Below are 16,542 nucleotides of genomic sequence, written 5' to 3' on the forward strand. Positions count from 1 at the left end.
GGGGGAAACCCCTGCCGAGCAGGCCGGTCGGTCAGCGGCCGCACGCGGGCGCGCCGGGCAGGCGCTCGCCGGGCAGCAGGGCCCGGCGAGCGGCCGGGGTCATGCCGCGGTCCAGGCGGCAGATGTCGGCCAGCCGCGCCCCGGTGTCCAGGCTCCACAGGCGTACCGTGCCGTCGCTGCTGCTGCTCGCCACCGTCGACCCGTCGGGTGCGAACGCCACGCTCCACACCGCGTTGGCGTGCCCGGTGAGTGTGGCCCACGGCCGTCGGCGCGGGACGTCCCACAGCCGTACCGAACGGTCGTTGCCGCTGCTGGCGAGCATCCGCCCGTCCGGGGAGAACGCCAGTCCGCGCACCGACCCGGTGTGGCCGGTCAGCGAGACGAGGAGCCGGCGCCGCGCCGCGTCCCACAGGCGCACGGTGCCGTCGTTGCCGCAACTGGCCAGCGTGCGGCCGTCGGGGCTGAAGGCGACGCCCCGGACGGCGCCGGTGTGGCCGGTCAGGGTGGCCAGCGGCCGGTGGGTGCGCACGTCCCACAGGCGCACCGTCAGGTCGTCGCCGGAACTGGCCAGTGTCCGCCCGTCCCGGCTGAAGGCGACGTCGTTGACGTAGTCGGTGTGGCCGGTGAGGACGGCGAGCGGGCGGCGGCCGGGGACGTCCCAGAGGCGCAGGCTGCCGTCGGCGCCCGCGGAGGCGAGGGTGCGGCCGCCGGGCGCGAACGCCACCGCGAACACGGCGCCCTTGTGCCCGCGCAGCGCGGTGAGCGGGCGGCGGCCCGCCACGTCCCACAGCATGACCGTGCCGTCGGAGCCGGCCGAGGCGAGGGTGCGGCCGTCCGGCGCGAACGCCACGGTGGTGACGCTTCCCTGCCGTCCCGTCAGGGTGGTGGGCGTGCCGCGGCGGGCCGGATCCCACAGGCGTACGGTGCGGTCGGCGTCGGCGGTGGCCAGCAGCCGCCCGTCCGGCCGGTAGGCGACGGCGGAGACCTCCGTGAACGGGCGTGCGGCCAGGATCCGGCCGCGCAGGTCCCACAGCACCACCGACTGGTCGAACCCGCCGGTGGCGAGCCGTGTGCCGGTGGCGTCGACGGCGACCGACATCACGTAGTCGGTGTGTCCGGTGAGGGTGGTGACGATCCGTCCGCCGCGGACGTCCCAGAGCCTGGTCGTGCCGTCCCCGCTCGCGCTCACCACGGTGGTGCCGTCGGGGGTGTAGGCCACGGCGTTGACGTCGTCGCTGTGGCCGGTGAGCGTCGCCGTGGCCCGGCGGCCGCCGACGTCCCACAGCCGTACCGTGCGGTCCACTCCCCCGCTGGCCAGGCCGCGGCCGTCGGGGGCGAACGCCAGGCCGAGTACCTCCTCGGTGTGGCCGCGCAGGACGGCCGCCGGCCCGGCCCGGCGGGTGTCCCACAGCCGGACGGTCCGGTCCGCGCCGGCCGAGGCGAGCGTCGCGCCGTCCGGGGCGAACGCGAGCGCGTCGACCTGTCCCTGGTGGCCGGTGAGGCGGGCCGTCCGCCGCGGGGTCGTGGCGGTGTCCCACAACTGGACGGTTCCGTCGGCGCCGGCGACGGCGAGGGTGTGGCCGCGGGGGGCGAAGGCGACCGCGCGGGCGGCGCGGGTGTCCGCGGCCGGCAGCGGGGTGGCGCGGGCGGGTCCGTCCGGCGACCACAGGCGCACCGGACCCGCGGTGGACGTGACGGCGAGGGTGCGGCCGTCCGGGCTGAAGGCGATCGAGCGGATCCGCCCGGGCACGGTGAGGACCGCGGTCGTCCGACGGCCGGTCAGGCGCCGCAGGCGGACGGTGCCGTCGGAACCGGCGGTCGCCAGCAGACGGCCGCCGGGCGCGAAGACGACCGCGTTGACGGGGCCGCGGTGTCCGCCGAGCCGGGCCGCGAACGGTTCGGCCTGCGTGCTCAGCAGGGCGCCGCGGGCCGCGGGGGTCGGCCGGGTGCGGTAGGCCTCCGCGGCGAGCAGCATGGACGCCTCGGGGCGGCCCCCGGCCAGCAGGGTGGACCGGGCGGCGAGTGCCTGCGAGCGGGCGAGGCGTTCCTGGGCGAGTGCCTCGGCGCGCTGCCGGAAGGCGAGGCCGCCGGCGGTCAGGGCGCAGCCGAGCAGGACGACGAGCGTGGCCACCATCGCCTGGCGCAGCCGCGCCTGACGGCGGGCCTGGCGCCGGCGGTTCTCCTCCTCCGCCTCGCCGGCCCGCAGGAACGCCTCCTCGACCGGGCTCAGCGGGCCGAGCCCGTCCGGTTCCTCGGCCCAGGCCCGGACGGTGTCCAGCCGTGTGCCGCGGTACAGGGCGGAAGGGTCGCGCCCCTCGCGTTCCCATTCCGCGGCGGCGTGGGCGAGCTGCTGGCGGACCAGCAGTCCGGCCCGGTCGGCGCGGATCCATTCCCGCAGCCGGGGCCAGCTGTGCAGCAGCGCCTCGTGGGTGATCTCGACGCTGTCGCTGTCGACGGTGATGAGCCGGGCGCGGACGAAGACGTCGAGCGCGGTGTCCGCGCTCTCCGCGTCGGCCGGCCGCGACATGAGGGCGGCACGGCCGACCCGGCGCCGGGTGGCGCCGGCGCCCTCGGAGACGTGCACGAGCCGGGACAGGATGCGCCGGATGGTCTTCTGCTCGGCCGGGTAGAGCTGCGCGAACGCGTCCTCGGCGGTCCGTGCCACGGCGCCCTGGATGCCGCCGGTCCGCTCGTACCCGGCGACGGTCAGCGTGCCGTCCTCCCGGTGGCGCCAGGTGGCCAGCAGCGCGTGGGACACCAGCGGCAGCACCCCGGAGGGGACCACCTGCGTGTCCGGGGCGCCCGCCAGCCCGGCGTCGCGCAGCAGCACCGGAAGCAGGCCGGGATCGAGGGTGAGACCGGCGAGTTCGGCGGGCCGGGTGACGGACCGGCACAGCTCCGCCGTGGTCATGGGGGGCAGCACGTGGAGGCCGTCGGTGAAGACGGGGGCCAGTTCCGGCAGTTCGAGACATCGGCCGGTGAAGTCGGCGCGCACCCCGAGGACGACCACGGCGGGATCGCGGCCGGCGGACGGCGCCGGTGCGGCCAGCGTGCACAGCACGCGGGCGTAGGCGCGCCGTTCGGTCTCGTCGGAGCAGAGGGTGAACAGTTCCTCGAACTGGTCGACCAGCAGGACGAGCCGGGTGGGCGGGGGCGGCCGGCGGCCGTCCCCGCCGGCGTCCGCGCGGGATTGGACGGCCGTCAGGAGCGCCTCGGGCCGCTCGCCCAGCCGGGCCGCGGTGAGCTCCAGATCGCCGCCGAGGACCTTGGCGGTGCGCTCCAGCAGTTCCTCCAGCGGGTGCGCGGTGGGGGTGAGGGCGACGACCGGCCAGCGGTCGACGCCGGCCATCGGGAAGCCGCCCGGGCGTCGGAGCGCGGGCACGAGGCCGGCGTTGAGCAGCGACGACTTGCCCGCTCCCGAGGGGGCGACGAGCAGCACCGGTCCCTCGCCGACCCTGCTGAAGACCCGCTCCACGAGCGCGGCCGTGGCCCGCTCCCGGCCGAAGAAGCGGCCGGCGTCCTGCGCGGTGAACGCCGACAGGCCCGGATAGGGGCAGGCGGGGCCGGCGGCGTCGGCCCCGTCGCCCCCTTCCGCCGTGCGCGGCGGCGCGACCAGGCGCAGCAACGCGCCCTCGGCGTGCAGGACCAGGTCGCAGCGGCGGGCCACGTCGACGGTGGCGCGCTTCGCACCGGTCTCGATCTTGCTCAGGTACCCCTTGCTGTAGTGGGTCTGTCTGGCCAGGTCGGCGAGCGACAGACCGCGCTGCTGTCGCAGTCGGCGCAACTGTGCGGGGAAGGACGGCGTGGTCGGCGCCGTCCGCTCCCCGTCGTCCTGGTTCCGGTCGCCGGCGTCGGCTCCCTGCTGCGGCTCCCCCAAGGCGTCCCCCATGGCGAGTGTGCCCAGGCCGTGAGACGGCGGGAGCCCAGGTTACTGCCGGGCCCCGACCGGTGGCCCGGCCACGCGTGCCGAGGTGACCGAAAACGGGGCCGGCGGGGTGGACGCCTGCGCTTCAGGGGGCGTGCGGGATGGTCGGCCCGACCCGTCACCGGCGCAGTGCGGCAGCCCGCTCACCCCGTCCCCGCCGGGATCCCCGGCCGTTCGTCGTGGCCGGCGGGGTGCCGGGCCGCTCGGCCCGCCGCCGGCGGCGGGTGCCTGGACCCTGCGGCATCCCTCGATCGTGGCAGACGGAGACCGGCGTTGACGAAAGGGCCGCCGGGCGGGATCCCGTCGATGGCGCGCGGCCGGGCACGTGCGGCACGTGCCTACAGTGGAAGGGAGGACTCCACCTCCGACACCCCGGCCATCCCGAGCATCCCGAGCAGCCTGAGCATCCCGACCATCCCGAGCGGAGCACTCATGAGGCACCCCTCCGCCGGACCGGACGACGGTTCCGACGCCCTGTTCGGTCTCGACGCGCTGGGCGCCCCCGCGCCCCGGGGAGCGGGCGGCGCGCACCCCAGGGTCCCGCCGGAAGGCCGCTTGCCGTTCCGCGACTCCCCCGCGGCCCGCCGCCTCCTGCCCGTCCGCGCCGTCTACGCCGAACCGGCCGCGGCGGCCTCCCCGCGGGGCCGCGAGATCCTCGCCCGCTTCCCGGACGCCGAAGTGATCGAGGTGGACTCCCACTGGCGCATCCCCGGACTGCACGGCAACGAGGGGAACGTCGAGCGCTGGGTGCGCGTGAAGGGCGAGACCCTGGTCCTCGGCGAGAAGAAGACGCTGGCCACCCGGCCCAACGGGCGGTCCGCCGACTGGATCGCCCCCGGCCCCTCCAACGGCTGCGCCATGTCCTGCGCCTACTGCTACGTGCCGCGGCGCAAGGGGTACGCCAACCCGGTCACCGTCTTCACCAACATCGACGGCATCATCGCCCACCTGGCCCGGCACATCGCCCGCCAGGGGCGCAAACGGGAACCCAACCAGTGCGACGACTCGGCCTGGGTCTACGACATCGGGGAGAACGGGGACTGCTCGGTGGACGCGCTGATCTGCGACAACACCGCCGATCTCGTGCGGTCCTTCCGCCAGTGGCCCACGGCGAAGGCGTCGTTCGCCACCAAGTTCGTCAACCCCGACCTGCTGGCGCTCGACCCGCGGGGGCGCACGCGCGTCCGGTTCTCGGTGATGCCCCCGGCGGACTCACGGCTGCTTGACCTGCGGACCTCGCCGGTGGAGGACCGGATCGCGGCCGCGGCCGACTTCCTGGACGCGGGGTACGAGGTCCACTTCAACCTCTCCCCCGTCGTCCTGCGCCCCGGCTGGCAGGAGGCCTGGGCCGATCTGCTCCGGCATCTGGACGACGTCCTGCCGGACCGCGTCAAGCAGCAGGCCGCCGCCGAAGTGATCATGCTGACGCACAACCGGGACCTGCACGAGGTCAACCTGGGCTGGCACCCCCGTGCCGAGGAGGTGCTGTGGCAGCCCGCCCTCCAGCAGGGCAAACGCTCCCAGAACGGGGCCCTGAACGTCCGCTACACCAACCGTGTCAAGGCGGAGGCGGTGGACGCCCTGCGCGGACTCGTGGCGGCCCGGGCGCCCTGGCTGCGCATCCGGTACGCGTTCTGACGGCCCGGCCCGCGGTGTGCCCGGCACGCGGCGGGCGGCCGGGGCCGCGCGCTCGCCGCCCGCCGCGGCCGGGACGCCCCGGGATGACATCACCCCGCTCCCCGTGGGTACTCCGGCGTGGGTACTCCTGCACGGGAGGTTGCGATGTTCGAGGCATCCGATATCCGTGAGTGGCGCGGCCACGACGTGGTCGACACGGCCGGCCACAAGATCGGCGTCCTGGAGTCGGTCTACGTCGACACGGCCACCGACCAGCCCTTCTTCGCCACGGTGACCCTGGGCCTGCCCACCCGCCGCCGTCTGGCGTTCGTGCCCCTGACCGGGGCGACGGTCGGCCCGAACTACCTGAAGGTCGCCCACAGCAAGGACGCGGTCAAGAAGGCGCCGTCGATCGACACCGACGGCGAGCTGCCCGCCGCCGACGAACCCGAGGTCTTCGCCCACTACGACCTGCCGTACACGCCGGGCGCCGGCGGCGAGCGGCGCCTGGGCCGCCGTTGAGGCACCACGGCCGCCGGGAGTCCGGCCGACCGGCCGGCACCCCCCGCGCGCGCGGCGGCCCGTCCGGGCGGCGACGGCCTGCCTCACGGCATACCGCTGGCCTCGACGAGCATCCGCATGACCGCGTCGAGGCCGCCCCCGGCCAGGGCCTGGCGTTGCCGGTCGGCGCCGGTCCCCTCCTGCAGCAGACGGTGCACCAGCGAGGTGATCCCACGGCTGTCACCGGCCGCCTCCAGGGCCGGAGCGACGTGTTCCAGGAGTCCGCAGACCACGTCCCCGGCGCGCCGGCGCCGGCCCTTCTCGTCGATCAGTTCACCGCTGAGCCCGTGCCGCGCCGCCTGCCACATCGCCACCCGCAGCAGCTCCGGGTCGGTCTGCCGCAGCGGCTGCCCTCCGTCCGCCTCGCGGGCCGCGGTGTCGACCAGCGCCCGCACCAGGCCGGCGAACATCACCGCGTCGTCCGTGCGCAGCTGCACGTCCGTGCACCGCACCTCCACCGTCGGGTACCGCTCGGACAGCCGCGCCTGCCAGTACACCTGCCCGACGTCGCTGATCACCCCGGTCTCCACCAGCCGCCGCACCCGGGCGTCGTAGTCCTTCTCGTCGGCGAAGTGCGGCGGGATGCCGCTGACCGGCCAGCGGTCGAAGACGACGGTGCGCCAGCTGGCGAAACCGGTGTCGTGCTCCTCCCACAACGGGGAGTTGGCCGCCATCGCAGTCAGCGTCGGCAGCCACACCCGCAGCCGGTTCAGCACCGCGACGCCCACCCGCCGGTCGGGGACGGCGACGTGCACGTGCATGCCGTTCACCATCTGCTCGGCGACCAGCTGGGGCGCCTGCCGCTGCATGGCCTTGTACCGCGTCTGCTCGGTGACCGGGACCGGCACCTCCTCCCGGCGCAGCGCCGTCCCGCTGGCGACGATCCTGCAGCCGTGCTCCTCCGCCACCCCGGCCACGGCGTGCCGCAGCCGCAGCAGGTGGCCCCCGACCTCCTCCAGCGAGCTGCAGACGGGCGTGGCGACCTCGACCTGCGCCTGCAGCAGCTCCGACTGGATCTCCCGGGAGGTGACGAACGGCTCGAGACCGGCCGCCGCCCGGATCTTCTCCGCGTACGGAGCCAGCCGGCCCGTGACCGGGTCGACCAGCAGGTACTCCTCCTCGACGCCTACGGTCGCCATGAGCCGACCCTCCGTTCCCACGGCACGCCAACCCCAGCGGGGAACGGGCGCGTTCCCGCCGGGCGCACACCACTCCGCCCGGCGCCGCCCCCGTCTTCCTCAGGGTGCCCCCTGCAAGTGCCGCGCGGAAGGGTTCCGTAAACGTGGCCCCCCGGCGGCGAACGGGTGAGGCCGACTTCCGGCCGTCCGCGCGGCGTCCGGTTTCATTCCGTGCGGGACAGCGGCGGCGGGGTCATGGCCCAGCGGATGGTTCTGGTGAGCGCATGGCCGGCGGGGCGTACGGCGATGTCCTCGACCAACGGCAGCCGGGGCAGCCACAGCATGCCCCGGGCCCACGGCGGCAGCAGCGCGACGGCGTTCGCGGCCAGCCCGCCGTAGAAGGGCCGTGCCACCAGGGGCAGCGGGGGCTGGAGCAGCAGGAAGCGTGCGGCGGCGCGGGCCTCGGCGGTGGCCCGCAGCCCGGGCCGGTGGGCGGCGAGCCGTTCGGACAGCTCACCGCGGTCCCGGGGCGGGTCGACGACCCCGAGGGCCTCGGCGACCCGGGCGGTGTCGGCGACGTAGGCGTCGTAGCCGGCGGCGTCGAGCGGGCGGGCCCCGAAGCGCTGGTGGGCACGGAGGAAACTGTCCGTCTCGGCCGCGTGCACCCAGCCGAGCAGCCGCGGATCGGCCGCGTGGTACGCCAGTCCCTCGGCCGTCGTCCCGCGGATCCGCTCATGGATGCCGCGGACGTGGTCGACGGCCCGCTGGGCGTCCTCGGCGGTGCCGTACGTCGTCACGGCCAGGAAGGTGCTGGTGCGCTGCAGTCGGCCCCAGGGGTCGCCGCGGTAACCGGAGTGGGCGGCCACGGCCGCCATGGCGAGCGGGTGCAGGGACTGCAGCAGCAGGGCGCTGATCCCCCCGATGAACATCGACGCGTCGCCGTGGACCGCCCGGATCGGACGGTCGGGGCCGAACCAGCGCGGGCCCGGCGTCCCGTGGATCCGGGCCCGGACGACCGCTCCGTCGGGTCCGGCCACCCGCCGGAACAGGGCCTGGCCCAGCTGCCCGCGCACATCCCTCACCATGGCCGCCTCCCATCACCTTCCAGTGTCCCGGATCCCCGGGCGTCGTCCGGGGGCACGGGGTCCCGCTCCGGGCAGGTCCGGGCGGAAGGGCGGTGCGGGTCGCCCGCGGCGGCTGCGCCTGAGGGGGCCGGGGGGACGCCTCCGGGGACCCCGTGGGACGGGAGCGCGCGCGGGCCCGCCGCCGGCCTGGGCGCGGGAGCGGGTGGGCGCGGAGGCGACCGCGACCGCGCGGGCCCCTGTGCGGCACCGCCCGGGGCCGGGGGGACGCCCCCCGAGGGACGCCTTCCGGACGCACTCCGCCCTGTGACGGCTGCGGCACTCGGCCGGGAGAAACGGGGGCCGGGCGTCCCGCGCGGTCCGGCTCTGTCCGCACACCCGCGCGCGGGTGTGCCGTGCGCGGCTCTCAGTCGCCGTAGCCGTACTGCGTGCGCAGGTGCCGCCAGCAGCGGTACACGTGTTCCTCGGCCTGCCGGACCGGCGGCGGGACGTCGCCCGGTGCGGGAGTCCCCGCGGTGCGGCGCCAGGGCGGCCGCGCCGGGCCGGCCCGGAACCTGGTGCGTGCGCCTCTGCCGGCGCTCCTCCAGCGAGCGGCGAGAACGATGCCTGTGGCCACGGTGGCGGCGATGGCGGACGTCGCGTGTGCGGGCACGACCGTGTCGACCTTTCCGTGCGGTGGGCTGAAGCTGGGCGGGGCGCCGGTACGCGGACCCGGTCCGCGGCCGGCGGCCGGCGGCCGGCGGGCCGCCCCGGTCGGTGCGGCGGCGGGGCGGCCACCGGCCGAACCGGCGGCCGCCCTGCTGCCCGTACGGGCCCTCGGGCCCGCGGTCCTCGCCGCGTGTCTGCGGGACCCGGCCGTCAGGGACGAGCGGGTCCGCCGCACCCTCCGGGACGCCTCACCGGTGCGAGACGTCGGGACGTCTGCGGGGGCTCACCCCTTGCGGCGGCGGCAGACCAGACCGACGACGACCACCGCCCCGGCGGCCGCCAGCAGCAAGGTGCGGTTCTCCCGCGCCATCCGAGCACCCTGCGCCGCCTTCGCCCGTACCGGCTCCGGCGCCTTCTCCTCCCACAGCCGGCCCGCCTCGGCGGCCTTCGCCCGGGCCTGCTCGGCGGCCAGCGCGGCCTTGTCCTTGACCGGTTCGGGCAGCTTGTCCTGCATCCGGGCCGCCGCCTCGGCGGCCCGGACCCTGACCTCCCCGGCCTTCACCGCGGCCTGCTCCTTCAGCTCCCCGGCCTTCACCGCGGCCTGCTCCTTCAGCTCACCGGCCTTCGCGGCGGCCTGATCCTTGACCTCGACGGCCTTCTCCTGGGCCCGGGCCTTGACGTCGGCCTTGGCGGCGAGCGCCTCCACGGTCTCCCCCAACTCCTGCCGGGTCTGCTCCACCTGCTCGCGCAGCTCCTCCTGGCTGGAGGCGGTCGGCTCGTCATGCGGCGGCTGGGTCATCGATGCGCACTCTCCTTGATCTCGGCCACGTCGGCCTTCACGTTCTCGATCGTCTGCTGGGGTGTGGGCGGCGCGGCCTGCGCGACCTCCTTCTTCCCGGTCATCGCCAGCACGGCGGCGATCACGCCGAGGACCGCCGTCACGATGAGCGCCGCGGCCCACACCGGCAGCGGCACCGCCAGCGCGGCGATCACGGTGGCCACCAGGGCCTGGAGCATCAGGAAGCCGACGACTCCGGCGCCGCCGAACAGGCCGCCGCCCTTGCCGTACCGCTTGCCCTTCTCCTTCATCTCCGCCTGCGCCAAGCGCAGTTCGGCGCGTACCAGTTCCGTCAGCTGCTGCGACGCGCGCTGCACGAGCTCGCCCACCGGCTCGTGGCCCGGGACCTGCCGGTCCGTTCCCTGGTGGGCCTGTGTACTCGACATGGCGATCACCTCCCGTCTCTCGTTGCTTGCGTCCCGCCGGCCGCGTCCGGGCCGAAAGGCCCACCGGTGCGCCCGGCCGTCCGGTGACCGTGCGAGTACCCGGTACGGGCCGGTTCAGGGGCCGGGCGGCCCGGCTTCCTGCTCCCGGCGCCGGCCGGTGCGGCGCCGGCGCTTTGCGGGGTGGCCCGCGAAGCCCCGGTGATGCGCCGGACGGACGCGGGTGCGGTCACTCGGGCGGCAGCGCGGGGACGGCGCTTTCGGCCCCGGCTGCCAGGTCCAGCGGCTGCAGCCGGCTCCAGTAGGCGCGCAGCACCGCGTCCGGTGCGCCGGCGGGCGGCGCCGCGGGGTCCTGGAAGGCCCGGTGCAGTCGCGCCACCCGGTCCTCGCCCGGAGGAAGCGGATCGGGCCGCGGCCGGCGGCGGGCCCACCAGCGGACGGCCGCGACGGCCGCCCCCGCTCCCCCCACGGCCGCAGCGCCGATCGCGAGTGCCTCGTAGCGTCCGATCACCATCGCCTCGTCCCCTTCTCACAGCGCGGTAGCGCGCAGATGCCTAGGCGTATAGCCCGCTCGGCCCGGGTCATGCCGGGCGGCGCACCGGCGCCCCGCCCCCGTGGGAGGAGGGCGGGGCGCCGGGTGGGGCGCCGGGTGTCACACCTGGCCGCGCCAGGCGCCGGTCTCGACGCCTCCGCGGGACTCGATGAACTCCTTGAACCGCTTGAGGTCACCGGTGACCTGCCGTTTGACGAAACCGAGCTTGTCGCCGACGTTCTCGGACAGGCCGTCGGGTTCGTAGTCCATCTGCAGCATGACCTTGGTGCGGGTGTCGTCGAGGCGGTGGAAGGTGACGACCCCGGCCTGCTTGGCCTCGCCTCCGACGGTGGTCCAGGCGACGCGCTCGTCGGGGATCTGCTCGGTGATCTCGGCGTCGAACTCCCGCTCGGCGCCCCCGATCCTGGTCACCCAGTGGGTCAGCGTGTCGGTGCGCTGCTCGATGCGCTCCACGCCGTCCATGAACTGGGGGAAGGTCTCGAACTGCGTCCACTGGTTGTAGGCCGTGCGGACCGGGACGTCGACCTCGATGGACTCTTCCACCTGCGACATGCGTGTCCTCCTTCTTCTCGCGTTCGATGCCGGGCCGGGGCCCGGCCGGGCACGTGCACGTGTGCGTGCGACGGTTCGGCTCGCGCTGCGGCACGCCGCTACAGGGCGCGCCGCAGCAGCAGGCGCGGCGAGCGCCGGACGAGCCAGGCGCTGGCCAGGCCGATGGCGGCGCCGGTGACGACGTCGCTCGGGTAGTGGGCGCCGGACTGCACCCGTTCCAGCGCCACCGCGGCCGCCGGCACGGCGCACAGGGCGCCCGCGACGGGCCAGGTCGGTGCGACGGCCGCGGTGAAGGCGGCCGCCGCGGCGGTGTGTCCGGAGGGGAACGAGGAGGAGTCGGGGCGGTCGTGGACCTCGTCGTGCGGGATCCATTCCTTCGGCGGCCGGTCCCGGTCGGCGAGCTGTTTGCACAGCCCGTTGGAGACGAGCTGCGCCAGCGCCATCGACGCCAGTCCGGCGCCGGCCGCCGTCCGGCCGCGCCATCCGCCGACCGCTGCCATCACCACGGCGGCGCCGCACCACAGTTTGGTGCTCTCCGCGGCCTCCTCCACCACCGACAGGGCCTTCCCCACGCCGGGCGGAATCCGGGAAGCGGCCTTCCGTATCAGCACCCGGTCGGCTTTCTGCAACTCCGCCATCACCCTCATGCAGCGCGTGTATCCCGCAGCCGGGGCCCTACACCATGATCGTCCACTTCGGCCGGGCGATCCCCCGCCCGGGCCGCTCCTCCCGCCCCCCGCGTCCCGGAGCGCGCGATGGCCGCAGCGGACCCGCACGGCCCGCCGGGCGCACGTGAACGGCCTTGCCTCCGGGCCGCGTTGCGCAAGCCCGCGCCGGACGTCGCACTCCTGGCATCGGGGCGCCGGACCCGGCGGGGCGCGCCGTGCGTCCGTCGATGACTCGACGTCGGTTTTCCGCCGGTGCCGAGGCCGCCGCCGCCGCACAGTGGAGTGTCCGCCGCCGGCGGATCATCGTCCGGGCGCGGCCCGGACGGCAGCACGACAGGTGGAGCCAGAGCATGCACCGCACCATCGACCCACGAGTCCTGTACTTCGGCACACCCGTGGTCCTGCTCGGTACGGCGAACGACGACGGGTCCGCGAACCTGGCGCCGATGTCGTCCGTGTGGTGGGTGGGGCGGTCCTGCATGCTGGGGCTCGACGAGACGTCGCGGACGACGGAGAACCTGACCCGCACCGGGGAGTGCGTGCTGAACCTCCCGTCGTCCGCACTCGTCGCGGCCGTCGACCGCCTCGCCCTGCTGACCGGGTCACCGGTGGTGCCGGAACACAAGCGGCGCAAGGGGTACCGCTACGAGCCCGACAAGTTCGGCGCGGCGGGTCTGACGCCGCTGCCCGCGGAGACGGTCGGTGCGCCGCGGGTCGCGGAGTGCCCGGTGCATCTGGAAGCCGTCGTCGACAGGGTGCACGCCTTCGCCGAGGAGGACTCGGGCGTCGTGGCCGTCGACGCGCGGATCGTGCGGGTCCACGTCGAGGAGGACCTCCTGGTGCCGGGCAGTCGCCGGTACATCGACGCCGACCGGTGGGACCCGTTGATCATGAAGTTCTGCGAGTTCTACGGCGGCGGCCCCAACCTGCACCCGTCGGCGCTGGCCCGCGGCTGGGAGATGCCGGCGCGGCGCGCCGCGGAAACCGCCACCCGGGGGGAGCCACCGCACGTGCGGTGCTGATGCGCAGGGGGCGGCGGAAAAACGAACGGCAAGGAGCTCACCCACTCCTTGCCACTCTCAACGTATAGCGCACCGGGGGTCTTGCGGCAAGGCCCCCGTCGTACCGCAGAATTGCCGGCCGGACCCGGATAGCTGCGGATATGGGAGTTTCACGAAGTGCGCACTGTGTTGTCGGCCTCAGGGTCACGCGGGGACGCCGAACCGCTGGTGGCCCTCGCGGTGCGGTCGGCGGAACTCGGCGCCGCGGCGCGGGTGTGCGCTGCGCCGGCCGAGACTTCCGAGGAGCGGCCGGCCGGCGCCGGCGTGCCGCTCGTGCCGGTGGGCCGGTCGGCGCGGGCCCCGACGACCGCGGCGCCGGCTCCGTCCTCCCCGCCCCGGCGTGCGGCCGACGTCATCGCCGCCCGGTTCGAGACGATCCCGGCGGTGGCCGAGGGAGGCGACATGCCGGCGGCGGCCGGGAGGCTCGGCGTCCGCTGTGTGCCCGTGACCTTCCAGCGGCTCACCCTGCCGTCGCCGCACCGCCGGCCGCCGGTGTCCCATGTCCGCGACCACGTCACCGGGGACCGGCCCTGGCCGGCGACCGATCCGCTCCTGGATCCGCGGCGGGGGGCGCCGGGCCTCGACGCCGTGCGGACCGGGGCGTGGACCGTGCCGGACGAACGGCCGCTGCCGGAAAGGATGGAGGCGTTCCTCGACGCCGGAGCGCCGCAGCTGCACGTGGTGTTCGGGAGCATGCCCCTGCACGCCCCCCAGGACGTCGCCCGGGCGGCCGTCGAGGCGGTCCGCGCGCACGGCCGCCGTGTCCTCCTCGCCCGCCGCCGGGCCGGACTCGGCCCGGAGGACGACCGCGACGACTGCCCCGTCGTCGGCGAGGCCCACCGGGAGGCGCTGTGGCGGGCGGGTGGCCGCCGTCGTGCGCCACGGCGGCGCGGGCCCCACGGCCGCGCGGGGACCACGACGGCCGCCGCCCGCGCCGGCGCGCCCCAAGTCGTGGTCGTCCAGGCGGCGGACCGGACGTACCGGGCCGGCCGCGTCACCGAGTCGGGCATCGGCGCTGCGCACGACGGTCCGGTCCCGGCCGCCGGCTCCCCGGCGGCCGCGCTCGCCACGGCCCTGGCCCCCGCGACCCGCGCACGTGCGGCCGAAGCGGCCCGCGCCGTCCGCGCCGACGGGGCGGCGGTGGCCACGCGGCCGCTGTCCGGCACCGCCGGCCGCTGAAGCACCGCCCGTGTCCGCGTGCACCTCACGGGATCACCGAACCGGACACGGCGACCCACCCCGACAGCCCGCCGCACATCATGGCCGCGGGCGACCTCACCTCGGAGCCGAAACCATGAACCCCCTCACCACCGGCGTGTTCGACCTGCCCGACCACCTCTCCCCCAAGGCCGACCCGACGCTGATCGCCGGGGACGAGCGGCACTTCGCGGCCGTCGCGGAATGCCTCGGCCGCTCGATCGCCGAACTCACCGACCGCCTCGCCGCCGAGCGCAGGGCTCCGGGCGGCACGGGCCGGCAGGCGCTGGACCGGGACGCGGAGATCCACCGGCTGACCGCCCGCCTGCGCACCCTGCGCCGCTTCGGCCTGGACCTGTGCCTCGGGCGCATGGTCGGCGCGGACAGCCCCGAGCCCGTGTACGTCGGGCGTCTCGGCCTCACCGACAGCGCGGGGCGCCGGCTGCTGCTGGACTGGCGCTCCCCCGCGGCCGAACCGTTCTTCGGGGCCACCCACGCCAACCCGATGGGCCTGGCGAGCCGCCGCAGGTACCGGTGGTCCGACGGCCGGGTCCGGGACTACTGGGACGAGGTGTTCGTCCCCGACGGGCTGGAAGGGCACGCGGCGCTCGACGACCAGTCCGCCTTCATCGCCGGCCTGGGCGGCAACCGGTCGGCCCGGATGCGGGACGTGCTCGCCACCATCCAGGCCGACCAGGACGCCGTCATCCGCGCGGGGTCCCGGGGCGCCCTCGTCGTCGACGGCGGCCCCGGCACGGGCAAGACGGTCGTCGCGCTGCACCGCTCCGCCTACCTCCTCCACTCCGACCCCCGCATCGGCCACCGCCGGGGCGGCGTCCTGTTCGTCGGTCCGCACCGGCCCTACCTGGCGTACGTCTCCGACGTCCTGCCCAGCCTCGGGGAAGAGGGCGTGCAGACCTGCACGCTGCGGGACCTCGTCGCCGAGGGCGCGTCGGCCGGGGTGGAGACGGACCCGGAGGCGGCCCGCCTGAAGTCGTCCGCGGACATGGTGAGGGCGATCGAGACGGCCGTCCGGTTCTACGAGGAGCCGCCCGCCGAGGCGATGACGGTCGCCACCGACTGGTCCGACATCCGGCTCGGCCCCGAGGACTGGGCCGCGGCGTTCGAGGCCGCGGAGCCCGGCACACCGCACAACGAGGCGCGCGAGCAGATCCTGGAGGAGCTGCTCGCCATCCTGGTGGGCAAGCACGGCGACGACGTCCCGGACGACCTGCTGCGCAGGTCGCTGCGGCAGGACGGGGAACTGCTCACCGCCTTCGACCGCGCCTGGCCGCTGATCGAGGCGGCCGACCTCGTCGGGGACCTGTGGTCCGTGCCCGCCTACCTGCGGATGTGCGCACCGTGGCTCAGCCGCGACGAGGTGCGCAGGCTGCAGCGCGCGGACCCGCAGGCCTGGACCGTGTCCGACCTGCCGCTGCTGGACGCGGCACGGCAGCGGCTCGGTGACCCGCAGGCGGCGCGCCGCAGACGCCGGCAGGAGGCCGTCCTCGCCGCCCAGCGCGAACGCATGACGCAGGTCGTCGACAACCTCGTCCGGGCCGCCGCCGACTCCGGCGCCGACGGCGACGACGGCGAGGGCCTGGTGACGATGCTGCGCGGCGCGGACGCGCGGGTCAGCCTGGTCGACGAGTCGGAGCTGCCCATCGCCGAACCCGACCTGCTGGCCGGCCCGTTCGCGCACATCGTCGTGGACGAAGCGCAGGAACTGACGGACGCGGAGTGGCAGATGCTGCTGCTGCGGTGCCCGTCCCGGAGCTTCACCGTCGTCGGGGACCGCGCCCAGGCCCGGCACGGTTTCAGCGAGTCGTGGCGGGAGCGGCTGGAGCGGGTCGGGTTCGACCGGATCGAACTGGCCTCGCTGAGCGTCAACTACCGCACGCCTAAGGAGGTCATGGCGGAGGCCGAGCCGGTCATCCGGTCGGTGCTGCCGGACGCCAACGTACCGGCCTCCGTCCGCCGCAGCGGCGTCCCCGTCGTCCACGGGTCCGTCGGCGATCTGCGCCCGGTCCTCGACGCCTGGCTGGCCGAGCACGCCGAGGGGACCGCCTGCGTCATCGGTGATCCCTCGTTCCGGCCGCCGGCGTCCCGGGTCCGTTCGCTGACCCCCGCGCTGTCGAAGGGCCTGGAGTTCGACCTGGTCGTCCTCGTCGAGCCCGGACGGTTCGGCGAGGGCGTCGAGGGGGCGGTGGACCGCTATGTCGCGATGACCCGGGCGACCCGCCAGCTGGTCGTCCTGACCCGTCCCTGACCTGACCGCCGAAAAGGGCGCACTCCTGGATCACCGTGCCGCAGCCGACCGCGAGGGATCCGGCATCCGC

The 16,542-nt window shown here is 75.8% G+C and carries 14 protein-coding genes; 5 read left to right on the plus strand and 9 right to left on the minus strand.

The annotated features are described in order from the left end of the window. Window positions 1–31: 31 nt before the first annotated feature. Window positions 32–3,889, minus strand: coding sequence for a helix-turn-helix domain-containing protein (locus ABZ261_RS11290; protein WP_356857737.1), 3,858 nt, complete (start codon window positions 3,887–3,889; stop codon window positions 32–34). A gap of 468 nt (window positions 3,890–4,357) precedes the next feature. Between ABZ261_RS11290 and ABZ261_RS11295 the strand changes: the two genes are divergently transcribed. Both ABZ261_RS11295 and ABZ261_RS11300 read left to right on the plus strand, forming a co-directional pair. Next, a complete protein-coding gene (locus ABZ261_RS11295) occupies window positions 4,358–5,563 on the plus strand; it encodes a spore photoproduct lyase family protein (RefSeq protein WP_356857739.1) in 1,206 nt (401 codons plus the stop codon). A gap of 144 nt (window positions 5,564–5,707) precedes the next feature. After that, window positions 5,708–6,064 carry a PRC-barrel domain-containing protein gene (locus tag ABZ261_RS11300; protein ID WP_356857741.1) on the plus strand — a complete coding sequence of 119 codons (357 nt, stop codon included), beginning with the start codon at window positions 5,708–5,710 and terminating at the stop codon, window positions 6,062–6,064. Between the two features lie 83 nt (window positions 6,065–6,147). Here ABZ261_RS11300 and ABZ261_RS11305 read toward each other — a convergent pair whose 3' ends face one another. From ABZ261_RS11305 to ABZ261_RS11340, 8 genes are all read right to left on the minus strand, one after another. Continuing rightward, window positions 6,148–7,242, minus strand: coding sequence for a glutamate--cysteine ligase (locus tag ABZ261_RS11305; protein ID WP_356857743.1), 1,095 nt, complete (start codon window positions 7,240–7,242; stop codon window positions 6,148–6,150). Window positions 7,243–7,445: 203 nt separating this feature from the next. After that, window positions 7,446–8,306: an oxygenase MpaB family protein gene (locus ABZ261_RS11310; protein WP_356857745.1), complete on the minus strand. Its 861-nt coding sequence runs from the start codon at window positions 8,304–8,306 to the stop codon at window positions 7,446–7,448. 403 nt (window positions 8,307–8,709) lie between these two features. Then, window positions 8,710–8,955, minus strand: coding sequence for a hypothetical protein (locus ABZ261_RS11315; RefSeq protein WP_356857747.1), 246 nt, complete (start codon window positions 8,953–8,955; stop codon window positions 8,710–8,712). A gap of 279 nt (window positions 8,956–9,234) precedes the next feature. After that, a complete protein-coding gene (locus ABZ261_RS11320; RefSeq protein ID WP_356857749.1) occupies window positions 9,235–9,750 on the minus strand; it encodes a DUF3618 domain-containing protein in 516 nt (171 codons plus the stop codon). Continuing rightward, window positions 9,747–10,175 (minus strand): phage holin family protein, encoded by a 429-nt coding sequence (locus ABZ261_RS11325; RefSeq protein ID WP_356857751.1) that lies wholly within the window; start codon window positions 10,173–10,175, stop codon window positions 9,747–9,749. The genes ABZ261_RS11320 and ABZ261_RS11325 overlap by 4 nt, the downstream gene beginning before the upstream one ends. 226 nt (window positions 10,176–10,401) lie before the next feature. Then, window positions 10,402–10,686: a hypothetical protein gene (locus tag ABZ261_RS11330; protein WP_356857753.1), complete on the minus strand. Its 285-nt coding sequence runs from the start codon at window positions 10,684–10,686 to the stop codon at window positions 10,402–10,404. 138 nt (window positions 10,687–10,824) lie between these two features. Beyond that, complete coding sequence (locus ABZ261_RS11335) at window positions 10,825–11,277, minus strand: SRPBCC family protein (protein ID WP_356857755.1); 453 nt, start codon at window positions 11,275–11,277, stop codon at window positions 10,825–10,827. Window positions 11,278–11,375: 98 nt separating this feature from the next. Continuing rightward, complete coding sequence (locus ABZ261_RS11340) at window positions 11,376–11,924, minus strand: phosphatase PAP2 family protein (protein ID WP_356857757.1); 549 nt, start codon at window positions 11,922–11,924, stop codon at window positions 11,376–11,378. Between the two features lie 371 nt (window positions 11,925–12,295). Here ABZ261_RS11340 and ABZ261_RS11345 point away from each other — a divergent pair, with 371 nt between their 5' ends. From ABZ261_RS11345 to helR, 3 genes are all read left to right on the plus strand, one after another. Next, a complete protein-coding gene (locus tag ABZ261_RS11345; RefSeq protein WP_356857759.1) occupies window positions 12,296–12,967 on the plus strand; it encodes a flavin reductase family protein in 672 nt (223 codons plus the stop codon). Between the two features lie 156 nt (window positions 12,968–13,123). Further along, the gene (locus ABZ261_RS11350; RefSeq protein ID WP_356857761.1) at window positions 13,124–14,185 is read left to right on the plus strand and encodes a glycosyltransferase; all 1,062 of its coding nucleotides are present in this window, start codon (window positions 13,124–13,126) and stop codon (window positions 14,183–14,185) included. 115 nt (window positions 14,186–14,300) lie between these two features. Further along, the gene (gene helR, locus ABZ261_RS11355) at window positions 14,301–16,472 is read left to right on the plus strand and encodes an RNA polymerase recycling motor ATPase HelR (RefSeq protein WP_356857763.1); all 2,172 of its coding nucleotides are present in this window, start codon (window positions 14,301–14,303) and stop codon (window positions 16,470–16,472) included. Window positions 16,473–16,542: the final 70 nt, after the last annotated feature.

It is taken from the genome of Streptomyces sp. NPDC006193, assembly GCF_040613915.1.
Classification (GTDB): Bacteria; Actinomycetota; Actinomycetes; order Streptomycetales; family Streptomycetaceae; genus Streptomyces.

Bases quoted from the DNA above. Each gene is read 5' to 3' on its own strand.
- ABZ261_RS11290 (WP_356857737.1), bottom strand. From the start codon at position 3,889: ATGGGGGACGCCTTGGGGGAGCCGCAGCAGGGAGCCGACGCCGGCGAC.
- ABZ261_RS11295 (WP_356857739.1), top strand. From the start codon at position 4,358: ATGAGGCACCCCTCCGCCGGACCGGACGACGGTTCCGACGCCCTGTTC.
- ABZ261_RS11300 (WP_356857741.1), top strand. From the start codon at position 5,708: ATGTTCGAGGCATCCGATATCCGTGAGTGGCGCGGCCACGACGTGGTC.
- ABZ261_RS11305 (WP_356857743.1), bottom strand. From the start codon at position 7,242: ATGGCGACCGTAGGCGTCGAGGAGGAGTACCTGCTGGTCGACCCGGTC.
- ABZ261_RS11310 (WP_356857745.1), bottom strand. From the start codon at position 8,306: ATGGTGAGGGATGTGCGCGGGCAGCTGGGCCAGGCCCTGTTCCGGCGG.
- ABZ261_RS11320 (WP_356857749.1), bottom strand. From the start codon at position 9,750: ATGACCCAGCCGCCGCATGACGAGCCGACCGCCTCCAGCCAGGAGGAG.
- ABZ261_RS11325 (WP_356857751.1), bottom strand. From the start codon at position 10,175: ATGTCGAGTACACAGGCCCACCAGGGAACGGACCGGCAGGTCCCGGGC.
- ABZ261_RS11330 (WP_356857753.1), bottom strand. From the start codon at position 10,686: ATGGTGATCGGACGCTACGAGGCACTCGCGATCGGCGCTGCGGCCGTG.
- ABZ261_RS11335 (WP_356857755.1), bottom strand. From the start codon at position 11,277: ATGTCGCAGGTGGAAGAGTCCATCGAGGTCGACGTCCCGGTCCGCACG.
- ABZ261_RS11340 (WP_356857757.1), bottom strand. From the start codon at position 11,924: ATGAGGGTGATGGCGGAGTTGCAGAAAGCCGACCGGGTGCTGATACGG.
- ABZ261_RS11345 (WP_356857759.1), top strand. From the start codon at position 12,296: ATGCACCGCACCATCGACCCACGAGTCCTGTACTTCGGCACACCCGTG.
- helR (WP_356857763.1), top strand. From the start codon at position 14,301: ATGAACCCCCTCACCACCGGCGTGTTCGACCTGCCCGACCACCTCTCC.